This is a genomic window from Methanoculleus sp. (assembly GCF_036677455.1).
In the GTDB taxonomy this organism is placed as follows: domain Archaea; phylum Halobacteriota; class Methanomicrobia; order Methanomicrobiales; family Methanoculleaceae; genus Methanoculleus.
On the sequence record NZ_JAVBWL010000023.1, the window covers coordinates 37260 to 52683 of the forward strand.

General features: G+C 62.8%; 14 protein-coding genes. 9 read left to right on the forward strand and 5 right to left on the reverse strand.

The genetic code is table 11. The annotated features are described in order from the left end of the window. The first annotated feature begins 20 nt into the window (after positions 1 to 20). The gene (locus V6K60_RS05870) at positions 21 to 542 is read left to right on the forward strand and encodes a hypothetical protein (protein ID WP_332449583.1); all 522 of its coding nucleotides are present in this window, start codon (positions 21 to 23) and stop codon (positions 540 to 542) included. Here the strand turns inward: V6K60_RS05870 and V6K60_RS05875 are convergent. Then, the gene (locus V6K60_RS05875) at positions 532 to 1524 is read right to left on the reverse strand and encodes a hypothetical protein (protein ID WP_332449584.1); all 993 of its coding nucleotides are present in this window, start codon (positions 1522 to 1524) and stop codon (positions 532 to 534) included. The genes V6K60_RS05870 and V6K60_RS05875 overlap by 11 nt on opposite strands. 54 nt (positions 1525 to 1578) lie before the next feature. Then, positions 1579 to 2055 (reverse strand): pyridoxamine 5'-phosphate oxidase family protein, encoded by a 477-nt coding sequence (locus V6K60_RS05880; protein ID WP_332449585.1) that lies wholly within the window; start codon positions 2053 to 2055, stop codon positions 1579 to 1581. A gap of 408 nt (positions 2056 to 2463) precedes the next feature. Here V6K60_RS05880 and V6K60_RS05885 point away from each other — a divergent pair, with 408 nt between their 5' ends. Beyond that, on the forward strand, positions 2464 to 3852 hold the full coding sequence (locus tag V6K60_RS05885) for a hypothetical protein (RefSeq protein WP_332449586.1): 1389 nt from the start codon (positions 2464 to 2466) through the stop codon (positions 3850 to 3852). Positions 3853 to 3885: 33 nt separating this feature from the next. On the opposite strand, the gene V6K60_RS05890 is transcribed toward V6K60_RS05885, so the two are convergent. Then, a complete protein-coding gene (locus V6K60_RS05890) occupies positions 3886 to 4383 on the reverse strand; it encodes a metallophosphoesterase (protein ID WP_332449587.1) in 498 nt (165 codons plus the stop codon). Between the two features lie 298 nt (positions 4384 to 4681). Here V6K60_RS05890 and V6K60_RS05895 point away from each other — a divergent pair, with 298 nt between their 5' ends. From V6K60_RS05895 to V6K60_RS05905, 3 genes are all read left to right on the forward strand, one after another. Next, a complete protein-coding gene (locus V6K60_RS05895) occupies positions 4682 to 4873 on the forward strand; it encodes a hypothetical protein (RefSeq protein WP_332449588.1) in 192 nt (63 codons plus the stop codon). Positions 4874 to 5188: 315 nt separating this feature from the next. Continuing rightward, positions 5189 to 6784 (forward strand): NAD+ synthase, encoded by a 1596-nt coding sequence (locus tag V6K60_RS05900; protein WP_332449589.1) that lies wholly within the window; start codon positions 5189 to 5191, stop codon positions 6782 to 6784. Then, on the forward strand, positions 6781 to 7467 hold the full coding sequence (locus V6K60_RS05905; RefSeq protein WP_332449590.1) for an endonuclease III domain-containing protein: 687 nt from the start codon (positions 6781 to 6783) through the stop codon (positions 7465 to 7467). The genes V6K60_RS05900 and V6K60_RS05905 overlap by 4 nt, the downstream gene beginning before the upstream one ends. An 8-nt stretch (positions 7468 to 7475) precedes the next feature. Here the strand turns inward: V6K60_RS05905 and V6K60_RS05910 are convergent, their stop codons facing one another. Further along, a complete protein-coding gene (locus V6K60_RS05910; RefSeq protein ID WP_332449591.1) occupies positions 7476 to 7655 on the reverse strand; it encodes a hypothetical protein in 180 nt (59 codons plus the stop codon). Positions 7656 to 7803: 148 nt separating this feature from the next. Here V6K60_RS05910 and recQ point away from each other — a divergent pair, with 148 nt between their 5' ends. The 3 genes from recQ (at position 7804) to V6K60_RS05925 (ending at position 14280) form a co-directional block, all read left to right on the forward strand. Continuing rightward, entirely contained in the window at positions 7804 to 9687 is a 1884-nt protein-coding gene (gene recQ, locus V6K60_RS05915) for a DNA helicase RecQ (protein ID WP_332449592.1), read from the forward strand. A 399-nt stretch (positions 9688 to 10086) separates the two neighbouring features. Next, on the forward strand, positions 10087 to 13098 hold the full coding sequence (locus V6K60_RS05920; protein ID WP_332449593.1) for an SdrD B-like domain-containing protein: 3012 nt from the start codon (positions 10087 to 10089) through the stop codon (positions 13096 to 13098). Positions 13099 to 13314: 216 nt separating this feature from the next. Then, on the forward strand, positions 13315 to 14280 hold the full coding sequence (locus tag V6K60_RS05925) for an endonuclease/exonuclease/phosphatase family protein (protein WP_332449594.1): 966 nt from the start codon (positions 13315 to 13317) through the stop codon (positions 14278 to 14280). 57 nt (positions 14281 to 14337) lie between these two features. On the opposite strand, the gene V6K60_RS05930 is transcribed toward V6K60_RS05925, so the two are convergent. Further along, the gene (locus V6K60_RS05930; protein ID WP_332449595.1) at positions 14338 to 15099 is read right to left on the reverse strand and encodes a winged helix-turn-helix domain-containing protein; all 762 of its coding nucleotides are present in this window, start codon (positions 15097 to 15099) and stop codon (positions 14338 to 14340) included. 128 nt (positions 15100 to 15227) lie between these two features. Here V6K60_RS05930 and V6K60_RS05935 point away from each other — a divergent pair. Further along, on the forward strand, positions 15228 to 15424 hold a 197-nt coding region (locus V6K60_RS05935), incomplete at its 3' end, for a pyridoxamine 5'-phosphate oxidase family protein (RefSeq protein ID WP_332449596.1).

Genomic DNA, 15424 nt, shown 5'->3' on the forward strand with positions numbered 1-15424 from the left:
AGGCGCCCCACCCGCAGGCCATGCATGGAACGGCAGCAACCACCGAACCGGTGCCAGCGGCCATCGGGAGGACGTTTCCCACCCTTCTCGCCACGTCGCTCACCGGCCGAGTCGTCACCCTCCCCGACGACGCGGAGGGCGAAGTCTCGCTCATCGTCCTCGCCTTCCTTGAATCAGCCTCGTCGATGGAGGAGTCATGGAGCGGCCCCTTTACCGGGGCGTTCACCACAAACTCCCGGGTGAAGACCTATCTTGTAGCAGTCGTCGAAGACAACCTCATCGGCAGGTCCCTGGCCGATCGCATCAGCCGCGGACTGCGCGGCGGCGTCCCTCCGGCACAGCATGACATGGTATTGACCATACCCGGGGACATCGAGCGGTGCCGGCGGGCTTACGCGATCAAGGACGCGTCGCTCGCCCACATCTATCTCCTGGATGGGCGCGGGATCATCCGCTGGATGGAGAGGGGCACCGCCACGCCGGAGGGGCTCGATACTCTGGTGGGTACGGCCCGCACGATGCTTGAAGCGCTCATCGAGTGATGCGGCCTCGTGCCGGCATGAGAGCGGCAACGAAGGCAAGCAGAGGCCCGGCAACGAGTCCCGCCCAGACGAACAGGCCGAGGACGCCGAGCACCACCATGGCGGCACGCTCCCCCGCCCCGATCTGCTCCCGCAGGGCAACCCGGAGTGCCAGGGCACCGAGGAGCATGGGAACGAACGCGAGCGCGAGGGTCACGAGGATGGCGGCGCCGGGATCCGTCCCCGCGGCCGCAATGGCTGTCTGCAAGAGAGTCATGGCGCCGCCCCCTATGAAGAGGAGGCCTGCGGCCGCTCCGGCCAGCGCAAAGAGGGAGAGCGATCTCCGCCGCCGGAACAGAAGGGCGGCCCCAGCTGCAAGGACGATGATCATCGGGGCGAATATCAGGAGGAGAGACTGCCCCTCGTGTCGGTAGATAGCAACAAGGTCGATCGGGATATGGACCCACTCTGCGAGGGTGTACGACTCGACGAAGCCGAGCGCAAGCGCGTAGTTCCCGCCCTCGCCAGATGTATAGACCGCAAGGGTATAGTCGCCGGCCGCCGGTGCCGTGATATCGATCCGGGCAAGCGGGTAGAGTTTCGACGGCGTAAATGGTTCGTATTCAGGCTGAGCAGGGAACTGTCCCGGCATTGCCGCCGCACCGGCGCCCTCCGGAACCTCGACGTACAGCGGGACCTGCCCGGAACCCTCGATTCCCGGCCCCACAAGCACCATGCCGGGGACGAACCCCCCCACATGCGGGACCTGGAGCGTTGCGTATATCCGCTCCCCTTCCTCCACCCGGAACCGGTAGTACCTGGCGGCGGGCCCGTCGGGCAGCGTATCGTAGATCACCCGGGACCGTGCCGGGTCGTCGACGACTATTGCCGACTCCGGCGAGGAGCCATCACCGGGAAAGAAGGGGACATGGGCAAGAGCCGGGATTACAACAAGGAACAGGGCGAGAAGAGCGACCGCCGCAAGGCGGGATCCGGATACCACAGGTATGCCATACCCGCCGGTCATATAATTGTTGCGCGCCCGGCAAAATTGGGTTTATAAGTTCTTGAGCGCAACAATATCGGTTACGCCGGTCAGTTTCCAGATGTTCGAGCGCTCCTCGGAGGCGATCGCCTCAAGCGGCTCTTCGGGCTTGTGGCCGAGTGCCGCGAGAACGTTCCGGGAGAGGTTGTGCGCCCGGATCATCTCCACGAACTTCTCCCTCACGAGCTTCTTCTCGATCGCGTCCTCAAGTTGCACCAGATAACCCTGCATGGTCACGAAGGTGTAACAGGAGAGGTCGCTGGAATACTTCTCGATCTCGACGGAAACGTACGGGTGCTGCCGGAAGAGGTCGTTCTTCCTGCCGTATTTGGTCGCCAGGAAGTAGAGAAACTTTCCGTCGAAGACATACAGGAACGGGGCGATATATGGGTACTTACCGCCCTGGAACGCGATGCGGCTGAGAAACCCCTCTGCGATGAGCTGGTCGTACTCGTCTTTACTCATATTGGGAATCTTCACGATCTCCATCAGGCATCCTCGTATTCCCGGTAATTCGTGAGAGTACATATAAGTTTCCACAGGAGAGAGAGCCATTTTCCCGGGAAAACGAGAGGACCATGTATTATAAGCCCAATTTCCGAAATACTCGATAAAATTGCCGGGATACTCGGTCCAGTCGCCGGGCCAGCTGGCGGCATCGCTCTCCGGCGGGTCCTGCCCCCTCCCTGGATCCGGTCCCGGGCGGGATGTCCGGACAGGGCCTCTTCTACCGACTGCCCCTCTTCCGACTCCCGGAACGGTGGTTTTGCAACCAGATACGCCGCACGGGAACTGGTAAATCTCCACCGGTATGAGAAACGGTTTTTTTAAAGGAGCCGTTTTCTACATCAGACAATATAATAATTATTATATATTACAACGGAAAGAAAAATGCACATGAGCAAGCACCATGAGCACGCTCTAATTTTCTTTGGAATCGCTATCTGCGCGGGATTCCTTCTCTCTGCGCCAGCCGTTGCCGGCTCAGGCCAGGGGCTCACGGCGCTGGAGTCAGGGAAACTGATACAGTTCTCCTTCTACGAGCTTCTGGCGACGGAGAACGAATCGGCACCATTCGACATCTCAATGATCCTCGACGGTAAAGATGCCCCGGATGTGGTCCCGACACTCCCGGACGAGGGAGAACTCCCGGTTACAATCCCGGCACCCCCGGGAAAGGAGAACACCTCGGGTACTCTCCCGACCGGGATCTTCGGAGCCCTCGTTGGCTCCGGTGAAGAGCGGGTGATGCCTGCCGAGACGAATAACACCACCCGGCCCGTCACTCCGGTTCCTGCGGTTGACCCACCCTCCTACGGGACCGACAGTTACGACGATGAACGGCTGGCAGGGCTGATCGAGACCGCCGGCATACGTCTGATGCGACTCTCGATGGAGCATGCCCATGCCCTCTACCTGCAAGACGCAGATGCTGCCGCTGGAGCGGCAGACGACCTGCATGCACTCTCCGTCAGGATGCTCGCCGAGGTGCAGCCGCTCCGGGTCTCCCCGGAACAGCAGCCCGTCAAGGATGAGTTCGTGAGATCGCTCGGTGCCTACTCCGCGGCAAGTGAGACGCTTCTCGACCCGATCGATACCGGCGAAGATGGGGTCTCGACTGCCTTCAGGGATCTCTCCATAGCGTCGGAGAGCCTTGAACGAGTCAGCCAGCAGAGCATCACGATGCAGCCGGCCAGTACCGGCGTGCCTGCGAACGAGCAGGTCGCCGCCACCCGGCCCCTGGAGGCGCCTGCCGTTCCGGCCGGGACCGACCCGGCTTCAGACACACCGGCGCCGGAGGTATTGCCCATCGGGGAGCGCTACACCTACGACGATTCGTCGGGCGAGAATATGGTCTCGCTGCGCGCGGAGTCTACCCGGACCGTAGCGGCATACCAGGAGGCTCCGGCCAATGCATCAACGGCGCAGGTAGAGGCAGGCGAAGGCCGCACCTTCCTCCTCGTGGTCGTCAAGTCGACGAACCTCGGGCACAAGGGAGACTCCGGTTACTATGCCGTCGAGAGTCCCGGGCGGGACGCGTTCGTCCTTGATTACCAGGGGACGGCGTTTACACCCCTGGAAGTCCCACCGGTCACCTTATTCGGGGATTCGTTCGAGAAAAAGACGCTCGAGCGGTATGAATCGCAAAAAGGCTATCTCTACTTCGATGTCCCGGCCTCCGTCGATCTCTCCGGGGCGACCCTCAGGGCGGATCTCGGAAATGCCGGCACTCCGGCCTGGGATCTCGGGAGAGAGTTCGGCAAAGAGCCCACTGGTGCGGTATAACCGCACCACACTATTTTTTCGCTTCCTCCCGGGTCACAGGGTGAGCAGTTCCACGTCCCTGGTCACCGTATCCAGAATGGCGACGGTCGGCCGGCCGGTCAGGTAACCGCAGGCCTCCCCGGGGTTGACGACCACAGCCCCACAGGGCGTCCGGACCCCCGCCTGATGGGTATGACCATGGACCACGACATCAAAGGCCTTGCGCCCGATCAGCGCCTGCAGGAGTTCGCGGTCATCGCCGTGGAGCAGGCCGATCGTCATGCCGCCCGCGGTGACGGCAGCAAATCTACCCCGGAGGCTGAGGTGCCCGTATTCTGCGAATCGTGCCGAGAGGAGGTGATGATCGCCGTCGTTGTTCCCGAGAACCCCGATCAGGGGTGACTGCAGGTTTGCGAGCCGGGGAACCACGAACGGCGAGACATAGTCACCGGCGTGGAGCACCAGGTCTACCCGTTCCCGGTTCAACTGCCCTACGGCCGCATCCACCATCTGGAGGTTGTCGTGTGTGTCGGAGAGGATCCCGATACGCATGTATGCACTCCTGACCGCTGCCATGATATAGGTGACTGTAGATCGTCCGGGCAGCGGCGGGGTGTGGGGCCCCCGTCTTCCCCGGGGCAGGCATCGCGTTCGGGTAGCCTCCTCCCCCGGACCACCTCGCGCTTCTGCACAAAGTGCCCCAAAATCAGGAATATCCAGAGTATCTTACGGGTTTTACACCGGAAAATCTTTATTTGACTATTATCTGATACTGGAATAGGAGCATGCTCCCGGGGATGCACGGGATCGCGGGCTTTGCCCGGGTCCGGTGCAACGGGAGCCTGGAAGAATGGATTCATGGAGGCACAGCATGTGGGCGTATGTCAAACGTTCTGACGGCAGAACAGAAGAGCGAGAGTTCCCTGCAGGGGTATACATCGAGATCGGCGATATCCTTGAGGATGGCGCGATCGTCGTCGATGTCCCGTTCTCCGACGACATCGACGATGATGCAGAAGCCCCGGTAATCTACGACGACTGAGTCGTGGCGGAGGGTGCACGGGGCCTTCTATCTCGCCAGCGGCGAACGCGAGGTTTCGGATCGCGTGCATCCCCGCACCGGCCCTCTGACCTCGCACAACGGCTTGTTTCTGGGCTCGACGACGCAACGAAGCGTTTTCGTCCCGCTGCCAGCAGGGCCTACCTGGCTTGAGCAAAGTTCCGGCGCCGGCGGCCCCCTCCCTTCCCGGGAGGCGGGCGTATGCAAAAGCATATGCGCGTCGACTCCGGAGGGGGATATGCAAAAGCATATGCCTTCTGTTTTGCCAATATAGATCGAACTACCCCGGGAACCAGTATGAAGATCTCACTCCTCCAGGTGAACCCGGTCGTCGGCGACCTCACCGGCAATGCCGACCGGATAGTGGCGGGCGTCGAGGAGGCGGCGCTTCACCGGCCCGACCTGGTCGTAGCCCCGGAACTTTCGCTGCCCGGCTGCCCCTGCCGGGACCTGCTCCTTGAGAAGGGGTTCATAGAGCGAGGCCTCACCGTCTTAGAAGACCTTGCGGCCGACCTCGCCGATGCGCCGCCGGTGCTCGTCGGTTTTGCCGCACCAAACCTCTCCGGGACCGGCCGGCCGGCCTTCAACGCCGCCGCCCTCCTCAGGGACGGGGTGGTCGGGGAGACGTTCCGGAAGACCCGGCTCTCTTCAGGCGTCCTCGACGAAGACCGCTACTTCGAGCCGGCGGCCGGGAACCCGGGGATCCTTCGCCTCGGCGCGATGACGGTAGGGGTCTCGATCGGCGAGGAGATCCGGTGCACCGGGCCGGTGCCGGAGGTGATCGTGAACCTCGCCGCATCGCCGTTTGCCGCAGGCGTGCAGTGCCTCCGGGAGGAGGCGCTCTCCCGGATAGCACGGGACCACCGGGTCACAATCGCCCGGGCGAACCTCGTCGGCGGAAACGACGACCTGGTCTTCGACGGCCGGAGTTCCGTCTTTTCCGCGAACGGAACCCTCATCGCCCGCGGGGCAGCCTTTGCCGGGGACGTCCTGACCGTCGATATCGGACGCCCCGTCCCGCAGGCGGTCGCTCCCGACGACTGGTCCCCGGAGTCCGAGACCTGGCGGGCGCTGGTCCTCGGCACCCGCGACTACGCCAGAAAGTGCGGGTTTGGATCGGCCCTCCTCGGCCTTTCCGGCGGGATCGACTCGTCGCTCGTGGCCGCAGTCGCCGCCCGGGCGCTCGGGCCGGAGAACGTCGTCGGGGTGCTCCTCCCCTCCCCCTACACCTCGATCGAGAGTATCGAAGACGCCCGGGAGGTTGCAGGGAACCTCGGGATCAGGACACATTGCCTCCCGATATCCCCGATGATGGAGGCGTTCGACGGAGTCCTCGCGGGGGTCTTTGCCGACAGGCCCCACGACACCACCGAGGAGAACCTGCAGGCCCGGATCCGGGCGACCGTCCTGATGGCCCTTGCCAACAAGTTCAACTCCCTGCTCCTCTCCACCGGGAACAAGTCGGAGGTCGCGGTCGGCTACTCTACCCTCTACGGGGATATGGCCGGGGGACTTGCGGTGATAGCCGACGTCCCGAAAGGGATGGTCTACAGGATTGCCCGGTGGCTGAACACAGAGGGACCCGTCATCCCCAGCCGGGTGCTCGAAAAGCCCCCCTCTGCCGAGCTCCGGCCCGGCCAGACCGACCAGGAGACCCTCCCCCCCTACGACCTCCTCGACGCCATCCTCCACCGCCACGTCGACTGTTTCGAGGGACCGGACGAGATCGTCGCCGCCGGGTATCCTGAGGAGACCGTCCGGGAGGTCCTCCGGATGGTCGGGCAGGCGGAGTTCAAGCGCCGCCAGGCCGCCCCCGGGCTCAGGGTGACCGGCCGGGCCTTCGGGACGGACTGGCAGATGCCGATCGCCGCGAAGGCGTGGTGGCGCCGGTGACGGCGCCCCTCACCGCCGACCTGCTCGACATCTACGGCGCCCTCCGGGATGCCTTCGGCCACCAGCACTGGTGGCCGGCGGAGACGGCGTTCGAGACGATGGTCGGCGCCATCCTCACTCAGAACGTCTCCTGGACGAACGCGGCGCAGGCCGTAGAAAACCTGAAAAGTTTCGGGATGCTCGATCCGGGCCTGCTCGCTCTGGCCAAGACCGAAGATATCGCTCCCCTGATCGTCCCGTCCCGGTTCTACAATCAGAAAGCGGAGCGGATCCGGGAGTTTGCCCGGGTCTACGTTGCGGAGTACCGGGCTGACCCGGCGGTGATGGTGGCCGTCGAGACCCATACCCTGCGCGAGCGCCTGCTCGCTCTCCGGGGCCTCGGAAAGGAGACGGTGGACACCATCCTCCTGTATGCCTGTGGAAAGCCGGTCTTCGTCGTCGATGCCTACACCCGGCGGGTATTCTCGCGCTATGGTCTCCTCCCCGAAGGGGCGTCTTACGACCGGATGCAGCACCTCTTCGCTGACAACCTTGCTCCTGACAGAGAACTCTTCAACGACTACCACGCCCAGATCGTCTGCCTGGCAAAGAACGTCTGCAGGAAGACGCCGCTCTGCGACCGCTGCCCCATCAGGGTGGTCCGGGGATCGCTCCGGTGCGCCGGCGCCGGCGCCCGCGCGTGACCGGCCGCTCACTTCTTCCGGTAGATGTTCAGCCCGATCTTGATCTCCTCGTGCCCCGGCACCGCGACGTTGCCCTCGGTAGAGGCGATCGTGATCGACTTTCCGCTCTTCGATTCGCCGAAATCTCTTCCGAGATCCACGCGTATGGTGAGCGTGTTCCCTTCGATCGTCATATCGACGTTCTTCATACCAGTAAGTACGCGCGCTTCCTGCGGATATGCACTCCGATGCAGGGAGAGCGGAGGCAAGCGTTCCCGGGGCCTGCAGCGAGAAGGCTGCGAGCGCGATTACTACCGCTCCCGGGGCGTATCGCGGCTACCCCGGGAGATCCGGCGGGTGCCGACCAACAACAAACGCTATCCCGGCCCCGGTCCAACCATCTACCGGATCGGGTTTCGTGACGCAATGGATGCAAAATACAGCGCTTTAGAGAAATACTTCGGCTATACGTCGTTTCGCCCCCACCAGGAAGAGATCATCGACGCCGTCCTCGCGGGGCGCGACGTCCTCGCCGTCATGGCGACCGGGGGCGGCAAATCCCTCTGCTACCAGCTCCCGGCCCTCGTAAGGGGAGGGCTCACGGTCGTCGTCTCACCGCTCATCGCCCTGATGAAGGACCAGGTCGACGGCCTCCGGGCAAACGGTGTTGCGGCGGCAACGATCAACAGCTCGCTCGGCTACGGGGAGCAGCGGATCATCGAGCGCGTGATCCTCGAAGGCCGCATACGGGTCCTTTACGTCTCTCCCGAACGGGCGGTGCAGCAGTCCTTCCTCTCACTCCTTGCCCGGGCGAACGTCCGGCTCATTGCCATCGACGAGGCGCACTGCATATCGATGTGGGGCCACAACTTCCGGCCCGAGTACCGCCGGCTCCGGGTGCTCAAAGAGCGGTTCCCCTCGGTCCCCATCATCGCCCTGACCGCGACCGCCATCCCCGCCGTCCAGGACGACATAGCGGTCGAGCTCGCTCTCTCGAACCCGGCCCGGTTCGTCGGGAGCTTCAACCGTACAAACCTCACCTACCGTGTGGTGCCGAAGGCCCGCTACTTCCCGAGGCTCGTCGCCTACCTCACCGAGCACCGGGACAGCGCCGGCATCATCTACTGCTTCTCCCAGAAGGCGACGGAAGACCTCGCGGAGAAACTCCGGGAGAAAGGGTTCTCGACGCTCCCCTACCACGCCGGCCTCCCGGACAGCGTCCGCGAAGAGCATCAGGAGGCGTTCTCCCACGGCGACGCCATGATCATCTGCGCCACCGTCGCCTTCGGCATGGGTATTGACAAGCCCGACGTGCGGTTCGTCATCCACACCGACCTCCCGAAGGATATCGAGTCCTACTACCAGGAGACCGGCAGGGCGGGGAGAGACGGGGATCCGGCCGACTGCATCCTCTTCTACAGCCGGGGCGACTACAACACGATCAAGTATCTCATCGAGAAGGAGTGCGTCGAACCGACCCGGAAGGACGCAGCCTACCGGAAGGTGGGAGCAGTACTCGACTACTGCGAGACCACCGGGTGCCGGAGGAAGTTTCTGCTCGCCTACTTCGGCGAGACCTACCCCGAGGAGCGGTGCGGCGGGTGCGACCGGTGCGAGACGCAGGTCCAGGTCTTCGACGGGACAGAGGCTGCATCGGCGGTCATCGCCTGCATCCGGGCGGTTGGGGAGCGTTTCGGCGCGTCCTACATTGCGGACGTGCTGACCGGGTCCAGAGCCGCGAGAATCCGCGAAAACGGACACGATACCCTCCCCGCCCACGGCTCCGGCAGGGGCTACACCCGCGACCAGTGGCTGCTCTTCATCCAGGAGATGGTCATGCAGGGGTTCATCACGTCGACCGGTGGCCGCTACCCGGTCCTCGTATCAAACGACCGGAGCCGGGCGGTGCTCGCGGGCGACCTCCCGGTGCCGCTCACCCAGCCGCGTCCAGAGGGCGTCGTCGCGGCGGAGGTCGAGGAGGACTACGACGAGGCCCTCTTCCTCCGGCTCCGCCAGCTCCGGAAGGTCGTTGCCGACCTCGAGCGTGTGCCGCCGTTCGTCGTCTTCCATGACCGGAGTCTCAAGGAGATGGCGAAGCGCTACCCGGCGACCGGCGTCGAACTCCTCCAGATATACGGCGTCAGCGAGGGAAAACTGAAACGTTACGGCAGAAGGTTTCTTGACGCTATCGATAAGCACTGCATTGCCAAGGGGATCGGACCGGAGCGCCGGAGCGGGTGACGCGACAGCAAAGAGGCCGCTGCCAGGTGAAGGGCCGCAGGCGTTCTTGTCCGGTGGACACCTGAGAGGCTGTAATCTACAGGATGATTACCGGATCAGACTTGTTTGCAATAATATGGTAAGATTAATATATATTTATTAATATTATCCCCTCACCGCAGATAAAAGGCGCATTGATTACCACATCGACAGCTGCTTCATAGATGATCAACTGAAACCGCACTCTTCCGGGCATCCCCACATTACCCTCAACGGTCCTGGATCGTCACCCGAAATTGCCCGTCCACTCGCACACCAGAATTCGAATGCCTCCGGGCAACAGCGTTCCCGCACCTGTCTGACGGGACAAACCATTCGGGGGTTAGCATGATGGGAAAGCGAAATGGTTTCTTGATCTTATTGATACTCGTCTACGCACTGGTAACTGTCGCCGGTGCCGCCGCCGTAGACATCTCCGTGGTGTGGAACAAGACCTACGGCGAACCTGGTGTAAATGATTCAGCATACTCGATTGTCCAGATTCCCGGGGGAGGGTACGTCTTCGCCGGGGATACGGAAGCATTCGGTGCCGGAGAGACCGACGCCTGGTTGGCCAGCCTCTCCGGAACAGGCGACGAACGATGGAACAGCACCTACGGCGATCCGGAGAAAGATAGCGCCCGCGCGGGGATCAACACCTCGGACGGGAACATTCTCTTCGCAGGGACATTCACCTACGTGACCGAAGAGACCAGGAAGGATACCGACGTCTGGCTCGTGAAGACCGATCCTTCAGGGAATGTCCTCTGGGAGCGGACCTTCGGCGGTCCGGATGTCAACGCCTCGGCATCGGCGGTTATAGAGTCTTCGGACGGCGGCTACATCGTGGCGGGCCGGATCGCAGACTGGGGAGAGCCGGATACCGATGCCCTGATGATCAAGTTCAACGGGAGCGGATACGAGCAGTGGAACACCACCTTCGGGGAGCCGGGACTTAATGACTCGGCGTACGCCGTCGTCGAGACCGCTTCCGGCGATATCGGGGTTGCCGGAAGCACGGAGTCGTTTAATGCGTTCGGGTCGGATGCCCTTGTCCTGAAACTCGACTCCTCCGGGGCCGAGCGGTGGAACGTGACCTTCGGGGGTGCGATGGACGACGCGGCGAGGTCGATCGTCCTTGCGCCGGATGGGGACTTCGTCTTTGCGGGGAGTTACATGAGCAGCACCGCATCCGGGGGAACGGAAGACGATGCCCTGGTCGTGAAGATGAAGCAGGACGAGAAGATCGTGTGGAACTGGACCTACGGCGATGCTGCTACCAATGAGTCGGCCTGCGAGATCATCGCTACCCGTGACGGCGGATACCTCTTTGCCGGCAGGAGCGGGACCTCTTCTCTCGACAACGACGCCTGGGTCGTGAAACTCGATAGCAAGGGAGCCGTCGAGGGCGAACTCGAGATCGGGGGCGTGAACCCGGGCGACCGGGCGGCGTCGGTCATCCAGACGACGGCATCCGAGTATGTCGTTGCCGGGACCTTCAACGAGACGAAGAAGGGCGGCACGCCGGAGACTGACGCCTGGGTCCTGAAACTTGCGACGAAAGCAAAGACCGTGACGCAGCCGCCGGCAAAGCCACCGAAACCACCGAAGGTCTGCCCCGCGCAGTGCCCCTCGCCGACGCCGAAGCCCACTCCCAAACCCAGACCAAAGACCGGGTGCATCGGCGACTTCGTCTGGAACGACACCAACAACAACGGCGTCCAGGATACGGGTGAGAAGGGTATCAAGGACGTCGGGGTGCAACTGCTGGGGTCCGACGGCAAGACCGTGGTAAAGCAGACAAAGACCGACACCCGGGGCAAATACTTCTTCGGCAGCCTCCAGCCCGGCGACTACTACGTCAAATTCAGCCTTCCGAAAGGTTACGCGTTCACCAGGAAAGATGCCGGCGGGAACGATGCAAAGGACAGCGATGCCGACCTGAAGACCGGCAGGACCGGTAAGATCACGCTCAGGGCAGGAGAGAAGCAGTGCCGGTGGGATGCCGGACTGAGCAAGCAGGCGCCACCGCCACCGCCGGCCACAGGAGAGATCGGTGACCTTGTCTGGGACGACTCGGACCGGAACGGAGTCCAGGATACGGGTGAAGAAGGCATCGCCAATGCCACCGTCAAACTCTATTACGCGAATGAGACCCTCATCAATTCGACGACGACGGATACTGGCGGGGCCTACATCTTCGCAAACCTCTCCGCGGGCGAGTACTACCTGGTCTTCGCGCTACCGGCAGGCTACAACTTCACGACGATGGACCAGGGGTCCGACGACGCCGCCGACAGCGACGCTGACTTGGTAACCGGGAGGACGGCAAGCACCACGCTCGCCGAGAACGAGACGCAGCTCGACTGGGATGCCGGCGCGAATATGACGACCGCCGGAGGGGCGGAGGAGAACGCCACCATCGGCGACCTCGTCTGGAACGACACGAACGGGGACGGGCTCCAGAGCGAAGGTGAGCCCGGCGTGTCCGGGGTCACCGTGCGGCTCCTGGACGAGAGCGGCAGCCCGGTCACGGATGCGGCCGGGACCGCCGTCGAGACCACGACCGGGGAAGACGGCCGCTACGCCCTCGAGGGCATCGTCGGCACGACCTACATCATCGAGGTCGTGGCGCCCGCTGAACTCACCTTCGTTACGCCGGACGCCGGCGACGATACGCTGGATAGCGACGTCGGGATAGAGACCGGCAGGACTGAGCCCTTCACACTCGCGGGTGATAACCTCACATGGGATGCGGGGCTGAACGCAACCGTAGCGGAGGTGGAGACCGGTGCCGTCGGTGGGTTCGCCTGGAACGACACGAGCGCCGATGGGGTCCGGGATGCCGATGAAACGGGCATGTCGGGTGTCGTGGTGGCCCTCCTCGGTGCCGACGGGACGGATGCCGGGACGACAACGACCGATGACACCGGCGCCTACCGGTTCACCGGGGTCGCCGTGGGAGCGTATTCCCTGAGGTTCTCGCCGCCGGAAGGCTATACCTTCAGCCCCGCCGGCCAGGACAGCACCGTCGATCCTGCCGACGGGACAACGGAGCAGTTCGACCTCGCTCAGGGTGAGGAGCAGACGGACTGGGACGCGGGGCTCGTGCCGCCGGTTGCGGAGGAGGTGACGCCGGAAGAGGAGGTGACGCCGGAAGAGGAGGTGACGCCGGAAGAGGAGATAACGCCGGAGGAAGAGATAACGCCGGAGGAAGAGATAACGCCGGAAGAGGAGATAACGCCGGAAGAGGAGATAACGCCGGAGGAAGAGATAACGCCGGAGGAAGAGATAACGCCGGAGGAAGAGATAACGCCGGAGGAAGAGATAACGCCGGAGGAAGAGATAACGTCGCAAGGCGAAACGAGTGGAAGCGGCACTGTGTATGTGTAGGCCTGCCGGGAGATGCTCCCCTGCCCGCGGGCAAAACAGCACCGGACACGGGGTTCTTGCGGGAACGGCTCCCGGGCCGATGCTGCCCGGGAGATTCCCGCCTTTTTTGCGTTTGCTCTGCGGCGGCCGCTCAAACGTCCCTGGCTGGCCCTGTAGCACCGTTTGAAACTCGATGTATTAATGAACAAGGAGTGTTAATATCCATGTACAGGGCATATGCGGCTCATTTCATGGAACGTGGATCTCTTTCGCTCCGGCTTGAGAAGCGTGGAGAAGAAGGTTGAAGCAGTCTGCCAGCATTCTCCGGATATCGTCGCCTTCCAGGAGGTGACGGATCGGGCTCTGCCAATCTTCCGGGAGGAACTGGAGAACTACGGGTTGCTCTACACCGTAGATAGCCTTGCTCTCGTGGAGATCGCCCGGGTGGCCTATATGGCTGAACGGTTGAACGACCTCCGCGCCCGAAACGCGAACGACCCCTTCCAGTTCGCATACAACGTCTCCCGGCTCTCGGAGCAGTGCTCGCCGGCCGGCGAAGCGAAGGACTTCGGATGCCTGATAGCGAGCAGGTATCCCTTAACGCCGTTGAACCCGCTCGACTTCGACATCCCGTGGAGGCAGCGGGTGGTCTCGGCCGTCGTCAGCGCACCTGCAGGCGAGTTCGAGGTCCACAACGCTCACGTCCCCACGGCGATAGGCGGCCGGAGGAACGAGATCGTCAAGGCGGAGACGCTGGTCGGGATCTACCGGCGCCTTGCTGTCCGGTCCGCACGCCCGCGGGTCCTCTGCGGGGACCTCCACGTCCCCGAGGCGGAACTCCCTGACGGGACGATCATCCCCTTCTACCGTGACATCCTCCCGGACGGGACCTATACTACAGTCTCCGAGAACGAGGAGTACCTCGGGCGGCCGAGAAGATGGTGGTATAACGCCGAGATGAACGTCCTCTCCGGCCTTGCGGAGTACGACCTTCCCGACACCTTCCGGAGACTGCACGGCTACCGGGCCCGGGAGTACAGCTGGTGTCCCGACCGCGGGCCCGAGGATGTCCCGAAGTGTAAACGTTACGATCACATCTTCGCGTCTACGCGCCTCAACCCGACGGCGTGCTGGTACCTGCACGACCTGCGGGGGCAGGGGTTGAGCGACCACTCGGCCGTCGTCGTGGACTTTGAACCATGAAATTTTCCCCATTCCCCGTGCGGCAACCCTGCTTCAGGTCATCCTTACCGGCAAATATCAGGGGTCTTCCGGGAGGAGACCCGTCCGGCCCCTGCGACAGAACTTCGCAAGCGTCATGAGCAACTCGTAGCCGCCGAGACTGATGCTGTAGTCACCGCGGTCCTTGTGCTGGCGGATCAGATCGGCCGCCAGGAGTTTCTCCAGGTGGAAGAGGAGGTTGCCCCCGCGTAGATTGGTGATCACGGCAAGGTCGGAGAACGACAGTTCCTTCAGGTACAGCGCTTTGAGGATCCGTACCCGGTGCGGACTGCTCAGGGGATAGCAGATCCTGCTCGCGACATCCTCCGGCGAGAGAGCATCGATGACGCTATCTTCCCCTTCGTCCCCCTGGTAGACACGGAGCGCCTCAAGCATCCGGAACTGGCGGTCAAGTTGCCTCCTCGCCTCCTGAAAACAAGGAGCGCAATGATCGGCCGGGGCGCGCCGTTGCAGTTCTGCAAGCTGTTCCCTGATGATGCTGATGGATCCCGCCGGCAACTCTCCGGTCTTCAGGTGCTCAAGCGCACTCTCGAAGAGAGCCGTGAAAGCGGCCCTGCACTGCCCTCCGTGAGGACAACCTGAAACCTCGCGGCCGATCAACTCGCTTGCATTCTCGATATGTCCGCGAACGGCGGCTTCGGCGCACTGCCGACGGGACTCGGAGAAGAGCCGGTCGACCTGCCGGTCGATAGGAACGGCGTATTGCCGGATCTCATTCCGGAGTTCTGCAACCTCATGCCTGAGAGCGCTGAGTTCGGATAGTTCGGTCGTAGTTTCCATGGTACATACCTGCCTCTGCAAAGGATCGGTTACCGGGTCACAGTTCTGTAGCACCGCCACCGTAACTACAGTTTTCTAACGGACAACTATATTAACGTGTAGTTCAGAGAATATACTGGTGAAATCTGATGGTTGCACTTACTGAAGAGATGAAGACGGCGTTTCGGACGATGAAGGCCTTCCCGGTCGCTACCGCCTCAAAGGACGGGTGGCCGAACGTGGTGCCGATCGGGTTCGTCGAGCTCGTCGACGACGAGACGATCTGGATCGCGGACAACTTCATGAAGAAGACGCTCGCAAACGTCCAGGAGAACCCGAAGGTCTC

Bases quoted from the DNA above. Each gene is read 5' to 3' on its own strand.
- V6K60_RS05870 (WP_332449583.1), top strand. From the start codon at position 21: ATGCATGGAACGGCAGCAACCACCGAACCGGTGCCAGCGGCCATCGGG.
- V6K60_RS05880 (WP_332449585.1), bottom strand. From the start codon at position 2,055: ATGGAGATCGTGAAGATTCCCAATATGAGTAAAGACGAGTACGACCAG.
- V6K60_RS05885 (WP_332449586.1), top strand. From the start codon at position 2,464: ATGAGCAAGCACCATGAGCACGCTCTAATTTTCTTTGGAATCGCTATC.
- V6K60_RS05890 (WP_332449587.1), bottom strand. From the start codon at position 4,383: ATGCGTATCGGGATCCTCTCCGACACACACGACAACCTCCAGATGGTG.
- V6K60_RS05895 (WP_332449588.1), top strand. From the start codon at position 4,682: ATGGATTCATGGAGGCACAGCATGTGGGCGTATGTCAAACGTTCTGAC.
- V6K60_RS05900 (WP_332449589.1), top strand. From the start codon at position 5,189: ATGAAGATCTCACTCCTCCAGGTGAACCCGGTCGTCGGCGACCTCACC.
- V6K60_RS05910 (WP_332449591.1), bottom strand. From the start codon at position 7,655: ATGAAGAACGTCGATATGACGATCGAAGGGAACACGCTCACCATACGC.
- V6K60_RS05925 (WP_332449594.1), top strand. From the start codon at position 13,315: ATGCGGCTCATTTCATGGAACGTGGATCTCTTTCGCTCCGGCTTGAGA.
- V6K60_RS05930 (WP_332449595.1), bottom strand. From the start codon at position 15,099: ATGGAAACTACGACCGAACTATCCGAACTCAGCGCTCTCAGGCATGAG.